General features: G+C 37.8%; 11 protein-coding genes and 1 other RNA gene. 2 read left to right on the forward strand and 10 right to left on the reverse strand.

Annotation, left to right across the window (positions count from 1 at the left end; genetic code table 11):
* Positions 1-4 precede the first annotated feature (4 nt).
* The 6 genes from AB3217_RS05835 to AB3217_RS05860 all read right to left on the reverse strand — a co-directional run bounded on the left by AB3217_RS05835 (position 5) and on the right by AB3217_RS05860 (position 4,118).
* Positions 5-409, reverse strand: coding sequence for an EbsA family protein (locus AB3217_RS05835; protein WP_068807403.1), 405 nt, complete (start codon positions 407-409; stop codon positions 5-7).
* A gap of 8 nt (positions 410-417) precedes the next feature.
* Positions 418-1,536 (reverse strand): FAD-binding oxidoreductase, encoded by a 1,119-nt coding sequence (locus AB3217_RS05840; RefSeq protein WP_198145831.1) that lies wholly within the window; start codon positions 1,534-1,536, stop codon positions 418-420.
* On the reverse strand, positions 1,523-2,680 hold the full coding sequence (locus AB3217_RS05845) for a class I SAM-dependent RNA methyltransferase (protein ID WP_367365796.1): 1,158 nt from the start codon (positions 2,678-2,680) through the stop codon (positions 1,523-1,525). The genes AB3217_RS05840 and AB3217_RS05845 overlap by 14 nt, the downstream gene beginning before the upstream one ends.
* An 80-nt stretch (positions 2,681-2,760) precedes the next feature.
* Positions 2,761-3,135, reverse strand: an RNA gene (rnpB, locus tag AB3217_RS05850) — RNase P RNA component class B.
* 12 nt (positions 3,136-3,147) lie between these two features.
* On the reverse strand, positions 3,148-3,489 hold the full coding sequence (gene gpsB / locus AB3217_RS05855; protein WP_057782372.1) for a cell division regulator GpsB: 342 nt from the start codon (positions 3,487-3,489) through the stop codon (positions 3,148-3,150).
* Positions 3,490-3,548: 59 nt separating this feature from the next.
* On the reverse strand, positions 3,549-4,118 hold the full coding sequence (locus tag AB3217_RS05860) for a DUF1273 domain-containing protein (RefSeq protein ID WP_367365797.1): 570 nt from the start codon (positions 4,116-4,118) through the stop codon (positions 3,549-3,551).
* A 91-nt stretch (positions 4,119-4,209) separates the two neighbouring features.
* Between AB3217_RS05860 and recU the strand changes: the two genes are divergently transcribed.
* Both recU and AB3217_RS05870 read left to right on the forward strand, forming a co-directional pair.
* Positions 4,210-4,845: a Holliday junction resolvase RecU gene (gene recU / locus AB3217_RS05865; RefSeq protein WP_084254316.1), complete on the forward strand. Its 636-nt coding sequence runs from the start codon at positions 4,210-4,212 to the stop codon at positions 4,843-4,845.
* Positions 4,835-7,123: a PBP1A family penicillin-binding protein gene (locus tag AB3217_RS05870; RefSeq protein ID WP_057782377.1), complete on the forward strand. Its 2,289-nt coding sequence runs from the start codon at positions 4,835-4,837 to the stop codon at positions 7,121-7,123. Before recU ends, AB3217_RS05870 begins: the two co-directional genes overlap by 11 nt.
* A gap of 74 nt (positions 7,124-7,197) precedes the next feature.
* Here AB3217_RS05870 and AB3217_RS05875 read toward each other — a convergent pair whose 3' ends face one another.
* The 4 genes from AB3217_RS05875 to AB3217_RS05890 form a co-directional block, all read right to left on the reverse strand.
* On the reverse strand, positions 7,198-7,914 hold the full coding sequence (locus AB3217_RS05875) for a DnaD domain-containing protein (protein ID WP_057782379.1): 717 nt from the start codon (positions 7,912-7,914) through the stop codon (positions 7,198-7,200).
* 26 nt (positions 7,915-7,940) lie between these two features.
* Positions 7,941-9,242: an asparagine--tRNA ligase gene (gene asnS, locus AB3217_RS05880; protein WP_057782381.1), complete on the reverse strand. Its 1,302-nt coding sequence runs from the start codon at positions 9,240-9,242 to the stop codon at positions 7,941-7,943.
* A 27-nt stretch (positions 9,243-9,269) separates the two neighbouring features.
* The gene (locus AB3217_RS05885) at positions 9,270-9,764 is read right to left on the reverse strand and encodes a DUF5590 domain-containing protein (protein WP_068807278.1); all 495 of its coding nucleotides are present in this window, start codon (positions 9,762-9,764) and stop codon (positions 9,270-9,272) included.
* Positions 9,765-9,828: 64 nt separating this feature from the next.
* On the reverse strand, positions 9,829-12,699 hold the full coding sequence (locus AB3217_RS05890; RefSeq protein WP_068807409.1) for a helicase C-terminal domain-containing protein: 2,871 nt from the start codon (positions 12,697-12,699) through the stop codon (positions 9,829-9,831).
* Positions 12,700-12,765: the final 66 nt, after the last annotated feature.

Genomic DNA, 12,765 nt, shown 5'->3' on the forward strand with positions numbered 1-12,765 from the left:
TTAATTACCCCGCAATTCCAGCTCGTTTATCTTTTAAAGTTTGAAACAAATATTCTCGATTCTTTTTAGAAAGATAAAAAGAATACTGATCAGAATTAAACATAAAACTAATTCCAAATTTAGTCAGTTTCATTGTCTGAATGTCTGCCACATTCATCACTAGCCAGCTCTTTTGTAAACTTCGATTAACAACTAACTTATCAGCTTGTACTAACATTGAACGGGTAAAATACTGGACACCACAAATAATGATAAAGCCAATAAAAAATGCCGCCGTAATCCAATTAAAATGAGTGACCTCAAGCCAAAAAATAACTCCCATAATTAAAACTAACAGTGTCCACGACCATGATGAAATACTGGCTAAAAACGCTGGTTGATAATAAAAATTAGTTTTTGAGGATTGCACAGTGATCACTAACCTTTCATATGAATATAATTAGAAATTTCTTTTTGATACTTCGAGTAATCTCTTGAAGATTCAAGTAATGAAACTAATAGTTTGGCAACTATCGGTCCGGTTGTTAACCCAGATGATCCCAGTCCTGAAGCCACTAAAACATGGTCATTATTTGGTAACCAGCCAAAGAATGGCGAAAAATCATCTGTAAACGACCGGGTGCCAACCCTAGTCGCGATTAAATCATTCTTAGATAAACGATTATCAATTCTTTTAGCACTTGCAAAAAGATCATCCAAAGCATCTTGAGTGAATTTCAAGTCAAAACCCGGTGTATTTTCGTGGGTCGCTCCAATAATTAAGCGCCCATCACCAATTGGCATAAAGTCCTTTTCACTTTCAGGCATTAATACCGGTGCCATTACATCATTTTGATAAGCTGGTACATTCAATTCAATTAATTGCCCTTTTTGTGGATGAACTTGTACTTCATAATTTAGAGGGGCCAATAATTCGTTAATGCCCGCTCCAGCACAAACCAGGATCAGATCAAATTTTTTAACTTGGCTTTCATCTTTGATAGTTTGATCATCAACTAACTCAACCTTGCTATGCACAAGGTTAACACCATTTCGTTCACTAATTTCCAAGAGATGTTTGACAAACCGATTTCCGTCAATGCGCGCCCCACCGCTAATAAAGATTCCTTGAAAATCTGCAGTAACAAGTGGCAATAGCGTCCGAATTTCTTGTGCATCCACACGCTTAATTGCCCCCATTTCCAGAGCATTCACTTTTCTTTGATTAGCCAATGATTCTAACTCATCCAAATCGGCACTTTCTTTTCTAGTGAAAATTGTCCCAGATTGCAGATAAGTTTTGGAATTCATTTGAGTTTCTTTAGCCAATTCAGCAATATAGGTTGCACCATCTTTAGCTAATGTGTACCATTTCTTATTCCGGCGTTTTGATAGCCAAGGCGAAATAATTCCGGCAGCAGCCTTAGTAGCCTGACCTTTTCCTGAATCATATAAGGTAACCGAGTAATCATTGTTTTTACTTATTAAATACGCAGCAGTTGCACCAACAATGCCACCACCGATAATGGCAACTTTTTCCATACTAATTCGTTTCACGCTTTCCTTCATGATGCCAAACTGGCTTTCCCCAATATTGGAAATAATCAGTTCTTAAAGCACCATTGTATAGTTTTCTTTTTTTAGTGGCTTGACCACCATAAAATCGTTCAAATTCCAAATCACTTGTTAAAATATATTTACTCCAGGTTTTTAACGGCTTGTAAACGACTCCCATTTCACGATAAAGTTTACGCACGCTTTCTTGATCACTTAACCGTTGTCCATAAGGAGGATTGGCTACAATAACACCATTTAATTTATCTGTTTTGAAATCTTTAACAGCCATTTGCTTAAATGAAATAAGATCTTCCAAACCCGCTTCGAGTGCATTTCGTTTAGAGATATTAATCATATTTTGATCAATATCGTAACCTGTAATATCAAGTTTAGCATCATAATTAGCCTGGGCGTCTGCTTCATCACGTAATTTTTCACTCACTGTATCAGGAACCCAATCCCATTTTTCACAAATGAAGTTACGGTTAAACCCGGGCGCAATATTTTGACCAATCAATGCAGCTTCAATGGGAATCGTTCCTGATCCACAAACAGGATCAACAAACGGCATATCTGGTTTCCAACTGGTCAATAATACTAAAGCAGCAGCCATGTTCTCCTTTAAAGGAGCACCACCTTTGTCAATTCGATAACCTCGTTTGAATAAACTGTCTCCAGTGGTATCCAAAGTCAACTGAACCTGATCCTTGTTAATTGCAACTTCGATTGGATAAACGGCACCTGTTTCGGGTAATCTTGTTCGTCGATGATAAGTTTCTGAAAGCTGGTTCACAATTGCTTTTTTGACAATGGACTGTGCATCCGGCACACTGTGCAATTGTGAATTTCTTGATCTTCCCTCTACAGGAAAATTAGCATCAATGGGCAATAATTTATCCCAGTTTATTTGTTTAGTTTGCTCAAAAAGAGAATCAAATGTCTTGGCTTCAAACTCACTGACCACAATTTTAATTCGATCTGCCGTTCTTAACCAAAGATTTGTTTTAAGAATGTCTTCAATTGTACCTTCAAAACGGACGCGGCCATTTTGAACCTCAACGTCATAACCAAGTTCGCGTAATTCCTTACCTACCAGTGCCTCAATTCCACTAGCACAGGTGGCCATTAATTCAAATTTTTGCATAAATTTCACCTTTTATATTTTTAATCTAAAAAAAACTAGGATAAAAGCGAACTTCTACCCTAGTCTCCTGAAATGTAAATCTCTATAAGCCATGTTTTGTCCAAAATGAATTCTCAGGTTCAATTCAAATTTGGGTAATCATCTATCTCCAAGCGTCACCGCTTGCCCCCACATTTAGTTCAATTCCAGATGTGAAGCGCCCCTACCAATGTTTGGGTTGCCCGCTCGTGGGGTTTACCGCGTTCCAACAATATGATTTCTCATATTGATACGTTTCTGTGGCACCTTAGGGAACATGAGAACATAGCCGAAACCTTAGTTCTGTATTCCGCCGTTATCTCAAATGAGATACCTCAGCTTATTTTTTCACCGAGCACGAACACTACAAGCATCGCAGCTTGTGCGGGCATGGACTTTCCTCAGCCTACATAAGTAGACCGCAATTACCCGAGATTTACAAAGTATAATTAAATTCGATGTGATTCATTTTCGCCATTGTCAAGTTGTGAGCCGAACACCCGACGCTCCAAGTTTGAAAGCCGCTTAAGAATATCCATGTTGGTTGCGCTATTGACAGGCTGTGTACTAGAAGTAGTTTTGCCCACGGAAACTTGTTTTGTTAGTTCATCAATTTTATCGAGTAGTCTTTCATTTTCATCCTTTAACTGTTGGATATTTTTTGAAAAAGTCTCATAATCTTTGATAACTGAATCCAAATAGGTATCAACGTCTGCTGGATCGTAGCCACGCATCTTAGGTTTAAATTCTTTTTGCAAAATATCTTTTGGAGTAAGATTTATGTTATCCATATTTAGCACCTCATAATTATTGTAATATCTGCGTAACACGTATTCCATTGTATCAGACTTTAATCCAAATTAAAACTGTTGTTCTCATTTTCTGCATATTCATCCGCTGCTTCTTGTAGATCATCAAAATCTATCACTTCTAGTGGATAAGGATGATTCTCTCGCCATTTCTGAATAAGATCATAGTCATACTTAGTCTTTCCGGGATGCTCTGGATCGTATATTAAAATTGCCTGGTCTGTATGGGTTAACATAAAGCGTTGATAGGCCCTCAACTGTTGAGGCGCTTGATACGGTTTATGACTAACGCTATCTGTAAAATCTGCTTTTGTTAAAATTTGGGAAAGTTTTGCTTGATTATTCTCGTTCCGCTGTTGACCAAATTCCGTAAACGGTAGCATTACGGCAACTTTAAAGTCAGGATACTCAGTTTTTAGTTGAACGCCAATTTCCGTTGCCCACTGTTCTACTCCTAGTTGAGCACCAGTTATTAGCCAATCAGCACCTGACTCAAGACGAATTTTAAGCGCATCTTTTATAACTTTTTGAATAATTAATAGTTTTGGATCTTTATCATTAAAAATTTCTAATTCATAACTTCGATATCCTGTAACCCAAACACGACTCATAAAGTATTCCTCCAAATTTTAAAAATAGATTTCAGATAGTTTTTAACTTTACATCTATAGTATAATATAGAAAATAGGAAGTGATGAACAAGTGAACTTTCATTACCCATCAGGAAAGAAATATATGCATCCAGACTCGTCTTCCAACTCTGGCATTAAGAAGGCCCCCACGCAGTTCGGAAAACGGGGAATGTCATTAGAAGATGAATTAAACGAAAGTAATCAATATTATCTTTCACACGGAATTGCAGTGGTTCATAAAAAACCAACTCCCATTCAAATTGTTAAAGTTGATTATCCTAAGCGAAGTGCCGCAGTTATTAAAGAGGCCTATTTCCGTCAGGCGTCTACAACTGATTATAATGGCGTTTACAAGGGTTATTACATTGACTTTGATGCAAAGGAAACTAAAAGGAAAACTGCATTTCCACTCGATAATTTTCATGACCACCAAATACGTCACATGAAAGCTTGCATTGCTTCCAAAGGTATTTGTTTTACAATTATTAAATTCGTCGAAATCGATCAAATTTTTTTGCTTTCGGCAACGGATCTCTTTTATTTTTGGGATCGTCAAAAAAATGGTGGTAGAAAGTCCATTCCACTTAGTTATATAAAAGAAAATGGCTACTTAATTAACTATCAGTTAAATCCCCTTATTCCGTATCTGAATGCTGTGGACAAATTGTTAATTAAGAAACACGAAGGAGAACAACATGCAAACTAATAATCACAATTCTGATAATTATCAGCCTCACCGTACCCAACATTCGCAGTTAACTCAGCCACCTCATCGTCGTCGCTCCATCTTTAAACGAATTCTTTTGTGGCTAATTGCACTATTTGTTTTAGCACTAATTGGTGGCGCAGGGCTTTTTATGTATTATGCCAAGGATTCCCCAAGTATTTCGGAAGAACAATTATCTAGTGATGAAGCAACTGTTGTTTATGACAAAAGCGGTAAAGTTATTAGTCGTTTAGGTGCTCAAAATCGGGACTATGTCAAAGCAAACGAAATCCCTAAATCTCTTAAAAGTGCGGTTGTTTCAATTGAAGATAAACGTTTTTATAAAAATAATGGCGTTGATCCCGTTCGAATTGTTGGCGCGGCATTCGCAAATTTAACTGGCTCTTCACTTGGCCTTCAAGGTGCCAGTACACTAACTCAACAATTGGTTAAACTTTCAGTATTCTCAACCTCTGCAAAAGACCGAACGTTGCGTGTAAAGGCTCAGGAAGCTTGGTTGGCCTTAAAAGTTGACAAAAAATATTCGAAAGATAAAATTCTGGAGTTTTACATCAATAAAGTTTACATGGGCAATGGCGTTTACGGAATGGGAACCGCGGCCAAGTATTATTATGGGAAATCACTTTCTAAGCTAAGCCTCGGTGAAATCGCCCTGTTAGCTGGTATGCCACAAGCGCCTACTTCTTACGATCCCACTAAGTACCCAACGTATGCATTATCACGGCGTAACACCGTCTTACAGGCCATGGTAAGCAATAAAGTAATCACTAAGGCTCAAGCAGCCAAGGCCGAAAAGACAAGCGTTAAAACTGGTTTAGTTAAAACCCACAGTACAAATGGTCTTTCCACGGTAAGTAGTAAAATTGTAGACTCCTACTTGAAGCAAGTCATTAGAAGTGTTCAGTCGAAGGGATTTAATCCTTATACGGATGGTATGAAAATTTATACCAACTTAGATTTAGCCGCTCAAAAACGACTTTATAAAATTGGAAATTCAAGTAACTACGTTCAATATCCTGATTCTAAGTTTCAACTTGGTGTTTCGATTACCAATCCAAATAACGGAAAAGTGGTCGCCATGCTGGGTGGTCGGCAAAACGGAAATGTCACTTTTGGTTTGAACCGGGCTGTTCAAACGGATCGTAGCAGTGGTTCTACTGCTAAACCGTTGATGGACTATGGACCAGCCATTCAGTATCTAAATTGGCCAACCAGTCGAACGGTAAAGGATGAGCCCTTTACTTACCCAGGATCAAAAACAAAATTATATGACTTTGATAAAGCATACAAGGGAAAAATGACAATGCGTCAAGCACTTGTTCAATCCCGAAATATTCCGGCAATTCGAACCTTACAAGATGTTGGTATTAGTAAGGCAACCACCTTCTTAGGAAAACTTGGTATTTCTCAAAAGGGAACCTATAATCTTCAAAACGGAATTGGCTTATACATTTCACCCCTTCAGGAAGCAGCTGCTTATGCGGCGTTTGCCAATGGCGGAACCTACTACAAACCATATTATGTCAATAAAATTGTGACCCAAAGCGGCAAAACCTATCGTTATAGTAGCCAAGGTAAACGAGCAATGAGTAAAGCTACAGCCTATATGATCACAGACATGCTTAAGGGGGTCCTAACTGATTCAAATGGTACCGGATCAACAGCTGCTATTTCAGGACTTTATGAGGCTGGTAAAACTGGAACAACGGCTTACCCATCCGACATTGCTAGCAACTATCCAAGTACTGCTTCAATGGACTCTTGGTTTACGGGATACACGCGTCATTACAGCATGTCAGTCTGGACCGGCTATGATGAGCAAAATACTGCTTCCGGATTCCTAAGCGAACAGGAAACTCTTATTGCGCAACAGGTTTATAAGAGCATGATGGGCTATCTTGCCACATCTGTAACCAATGAAGACTGGGTAAAACCAGCCAGTGTGACAGAAAAAACCGTAAATGGTGTGAAAGAACTATTCAAGGCAAACTCTAGCTATAGTACTTCAGGAGCTAGCGATGAAGACTCTTCAAATAATTCATCAAGTTACTCTAGTTCCTCAAGATCTAGTTCTTCTACTGTTACCACCAGTCGTGATACATCTTCAAAGAGTAGTAGTAGCAGTAATAGTAACAACAGTAGCTCTAACAATAGTTCCTCCAGCTCATCAAGTTCTAGTTCCAGCAGCTCAAGCAGTGCAAGTTCTAGTTCGAGCTCATCCAGTGAAGAATCTTCATCAAGTAGCAACAAAGAATAAACAAAAAGAACCTATATTCTCTAACTAGCCGAAAAACGACTAGAAAATGGAATATAGGTTTTTTTGAGCCCTTTTTAATCTTGGTCTGAAATCTTATATATAGGAATTTTGGGACCTGTTAAGTCAGCTTTTGTAGTTGGCCGATTTGAATCCGAACTGTTTATTGAACCGTTCCGTTGGCGATTTTCTTCTTTTTGGACTTGTTTCACTGTGGTTAAGTTTCGCTTTTCCCAGTTTAACAAAATACGATCCATATATCTTAAACTATATGCCTGACTTAAAACGGCCTCTTTTAAGGCTAATGAAATCATTTCTGGAGCATAATGGTCATCGGTTAGCCATTGATTAATAGTTTCATATTCAATCGGCGACAATGGTCGACCAAATTCAGATTCGATTTGAGCAAAAACAGTTTCACGGGTTACTTTATTAGTCTCCTGTTTTTGGGCCTGAACCTCATTGCTTGCCGACTGCAATAGTTTTTCAAATAGTCGTTCAAAACTATATTGATCATAACTTTTCCCGTCAGCGTGCTTAACAGTTTTTATTTCCATTAATTTATTTTGAATCATTTCGTGCAATAACTCGTAAACTTTATTCTCCGTTAACCCCGTTTCTTTAGAAATTAACTTTGAACTAGGAAAAAGATCGCCTTGTCCGCGCTGTTTTTCAATAATTAAGTAAATAACTAATTCATCATTAGTTAACCCAAGTTGATGGAAGTTACTTAATAAATAGTTGGAAACGACCGTGTTCCCAGCTTTCAAAAACCTTCGTGTTAACTCATCCAAAGCTTTCCCCTCCTTTTTTCAGTTCACTATGGATAAAGCCGATGAAGCAATCTTGGGAATGGAATTGTTTCACGCACATGATCCTCACCAGTTATCCAAGTTAAGGTCCGCTCTAAGCCTAACCCAAACCCAGAATGCGGCACTGATCCATATTTACGTAAATCTAAATACCAGTCATAGTTTTTAGGATCTTGGCCAGCTTTTTTTATTTGACTAACCAAATAATCATAATCCGTGGCCCGTTCCGATCCGCCAATAATTTCTCCATAACCTTCAGGAGCCAATAAATCAGCACAAATTACTAAATCATCCCGGGTTGGATGTGGCTTCATGTAAAATGCTTTGATTGCCTTAGGATAGTTCATAACAAATACTGGTTGTTCAAATTGATCGGCCAAAAATGTTTCTTCAGGAGAGCCAAAATCTACACCCCATTGTAAATCAGGGAATTTTCCTGATTCTTGTAACATTTCAATAGCTTTATCATAAGTGATTCTAGCATATGGTAATTTAGTATACTTCTTTAAGACCTCAATATCACGACCCAAAATTTTCAATTCATAAGCACAATGATCGATGACATTTTGTACTAAAAAGGCAACGTATTTTTCCTGTAATTCAAGACTCTGTTCTTGATGCATAAAAGCCATTTCGGGTTCGATCATCCAAAATTCGATTAAATGCCGCCGTGTTTTCGACTTTTCAGCCCGAAATGTTGGTCCAAATGAAAACACCTTGTCAAAAGCCATTGCACCAGCTTCTTCGTATAACTGACCACTTTGTGACAAGTAGGCTTCACGATCAAAATACTTGGTCTTAAAGAGCTCTGTGGTTCCCTCAGGTGCACTTCCTGTCAAAATTGGTGCATCAAGTTTAATAAAGCCTTCGTTATTGAAAAATTCATAGGTAGCCCGAATTACTTCATTTCGAATTTCCATAATGGCATGTGGGCGTGAAGATCTTAGCCAAAGGTGACGGTGATCTAGTAAGAAATCAATCCCGTGTTCTTTTGGTGTGATTGGATAGTCGTTACTTTCCCCAATTACTTCAATACCATCAACTTCAATTTCGTATCCAAAATGTGAACGATCATCTTGATGAATAGTCCCTGTAATCCACATACTGGTCTCTTGCCGTAATTTTTTAGCAATTTCAAAAATTTCTTCGCCAACAACGCTTTTGACTACAACACCCTGAAAAAAGGCTGTACCATCCCGCAATTGTAAAAAACTAATTTTTCCGCTAGATCGTTTGTCCGTTAACCAAACGCCAATTTTTACACGTTCGTCAACATGATCTTTGGAATCTACGATACTTATTTGTTCCAAGATAAATATCCTCCTTGAGTAATTTCATTAAATGTCATTCACTGATCGAACAACCGTACCATTTTTAAAGTTTAAAGTTTTCAGACATAATTGTCCAGAGGCATTCATATATCCGACCTCCCAAACAGGCTTTTGTTTGTAAATTCCCATTGAAATGGTGGTTACTTTTTTTGGACTATAATTGTTCCAAATCTTTTTAAGGGCATCATTGCGATCAATTCCTGCTGATTGTTTAAAAATACGGATCTTTTTTCCATTATTCGAAATAATGACGTACACGGGAATATTTTGTTTGGTCACTCCCGTTACTGTGTAGAAGGTCTGTTCTGAGTTAGCCCACGAAAAGTTGGTTTCTGTCTTCAAATGGGCATATTTTTTTGCAATTTTCAGTGACTGACTTTTAGCTGAGTCTATTGGTTTACGAACTTCATGATACACAATAGAAGATCCACCAACCAAGATGATAACGGCTGCAATAAATATCAGAAACCAATGACTATTGTGTTTTCTTGAACGTTTCAAATTTACAGCTCACTTTCTTTTAAGTTTCAAACTTCACCATTATAGCAAACATATCAGGCTCTAGTTAGTGATGTTTCTTAAAGAATTTATCAAGTTCGCCATTTAGTTCATTTAGCGGCAACTTCTGTACTGGCATGTCCTTGGGCAAACTGTGAAGCATAGTCTTTCCGTAACTCTTATCAAGAATTCGGCGATCTAAAATGACAGCTGCCCCATAATCTTTTTCGGAACGAATTAATCGCCCGATCCCTTGTTTTAATCTGAGAATGCTTCTTGGTAATAATGCCGATATGAATGGATTTTTATGTGCTTGCTTTTGCAGTTTGGTCTCCGCCTTAGTAAAAATTTCGTCCGGAGAATCAAACGGTAACCTCGTTATAATTAATAAATCAAGTTTACCATTTGATAAGTCCATCCCCTCCCAGAAACTAGAGGCGCCAAACAACACACTAGTGGAACCAGACAAAAATTCTCGTGTCAATTTTGATTTTGTCCCATTCACGCCTTGAGCCAAAATTCGGCGTTTGTGTCCTAAGTCAGTTCTTTGAATACGGTTGAAAACATCTCTAATTGTTGCCAAAGAATTAAACAAAACTAGAATTTTTCCAGGTGTCACTTTTGCTAACTGATAAATCGCATCTGTTAAATACTGGGCATATTCGTCTGCATCAATTTCATTGATCACAGGACCGTCGTTAGCAACCTGCAAGAGTGCATTCTCGGCAAAATTATACGGACTACTATATTTTTTTACAGTGGTTGAAGCCGTTGCTAATCCAACTTGATTCAAGAAATACTTAGAGCGACTGTTAGAAAACAACGTTGCCCCAATTAAAGTTGGCTTTTGGAACCAAGGATAAACCTGATTCTTTATATAATTAGCACTCTCAATAATTCCCTGCGATAAACTCACACTACCAGCATCATGTTGTGGTCCAACTTGAATCCAGTAAAAATCTGCATCTTTATTACGTTGATTGGGTTTAAAAAACGATCCAAAAATTTGTAAAAATATTTGAGATTGTTCTTCAACTTCAAGTTGACTATTATTCAATTTAATCCACGTCCGTACTTCAGACTCAAGTAAATTTTGTTGTTGTTTTTCAATGATTTTGCTAAGGGCTTCAAACTCCAGAATTTCAGAAGTAAATTTTTCTTGTAAACTTTGAATAGTTCGTTTATTAGCTTCGTAAAAAGTTTGCAGTTCCGGATAGGTTATCACATGTTGAAATGGCAAATTGTTAGTTTCGGCTGGCATTTGACGGGCCAAAAAACGTTTAAACAATTGCTCTTGCAAACTAGCAATTAATTGATTAATTGTTTCTAAATGATCGGCCATTTGATAAACATGAAAACTTCCCATTGGATCACTTTGAATAATTGGTGATCGATTAATTCCTTGATTCATCTTAAGATGGCTAACTTCACTATGTGCCATACTCATCAAGTGATTAATATCGAATGTGACCCGATTTTCTTGTAAAATCGTGTTTACAAAACGCTGCGCCTCATCCACAACCAAGTAGGGTTTATGAGCTTTATTGCCAAGTAAATCTGCGTGCCGCAAAAGAAATGCGTGATTAGTCACCACAATCTGTGAAATATGAGCTTTTCGAATGACGCGCTGGTAAAAATCAAGCTCATAAAACGGGTTAGTCGCATCTAAACTAGCAATTCCCTGGTGACGAATTTCATTTAATAGAGGAATTTTGTGATTATTGATATGTAGTTCATCTAAATCACCTGTTTTTGTATAGGTCAACCAAACCAACAGTTTCATTTTAATCAAACGACTTTGATTGGCTGGGTCACTCTCGTTAAGCTGTTGTGAAAATTTTGCCAAATCAATATAGTGACTACTCCCCTTCACTAGGGTGGCATTCATCGGGATTTGTAAAATTTTACTCAAAATAGGAATGGCCTTTTCCATCAACTGAGATTGTAATAAGGTCGTTGTTGAACTAATAACGACTGGCAATTGATTTTGAATGGCCAAATAAGCAAACGGTAACAAATACGCAATTGTTTTGCCAATTCCCGTGGGAGCTTCAATAACTAATGCTTTAGGATCGGGATTCTTGTAGTTTGCATAAATTGCATTCATGATTCGTGACTGGGCGCTCCGCCAACCCAAATCACCTTTAAATAGCGCTAACTTGGCCTTCTTAGATTGCGGATAACGCCCTAGTTGCTCAGTTGTCGCGTCAGTAAAACTTGTTCGTTGCACCCGCATGACAATGTTTTCCTTAACCATTAAGTAATCGGGCAAAGTCCCCGGATTCTTCTGTTTCCGTTCAAATGCATCACTAATTAATTCTGCGGTTTGTCGAGGTAAACTTCCAGACAGGATGTTCAACTGTTGTAACGTTAATAATGGCAATTCTGCCAATCGTTTCATCAGCATAATAAATAGTTTAGCTGTCGCAAGTGCGTCACTATCCGCAGAATGTGGATGTTCATGTTTAATTCCAAAGTACCGCGATAAGTCTCGCAAACGATAACCATTCACACTAGGCAATAGAATCTGACTTAACGTAACCGTATCAACCGCTTTAATGGTTAAAGCTGGATAACCTACGCGTTCAAATTCATAATTTAAAAACGGAAAGTCAAAATTGACATTGTGCGCCACAAAAACGGTATCAGAAAGAAGCCCAAACAAGGTTGGCGCAATGTCGTCAAATAAAGGGGCTTTACGAACACGCCGATTGGTAATTCCTGTCAGTTGCTGAATGGCATTTGGAATCCCCATTTCTGGGTTAACGTCCGTTGCAAAAGTATTAATAATTTTATGATTTTTAACAAAAACACAGCTAATTTGGATTATCCGCTCGTTATCATTCAAATTAGTCCCTGTGGTTTCGATATCTACGACTGCATAAGTTGTATTAGAATCCATATTCTCACCAGTTAACTCATAAGATGTTTGTTTCATATCTTTAATGATACTACATTCATGCCAGTGCATAAATGCTTACTGACTTCTGTTACCAGAAATTAA

The organism is Pediococcus parvulus, from assembly GCF_964063155.1.
In the GTDB taxonomy this organism is placed as follows: Bacteria; Bacillota; Bacilli; order Lactobacillales; family Lactobacillaceae; genus Pediococcus; species Pediococcus parvulus.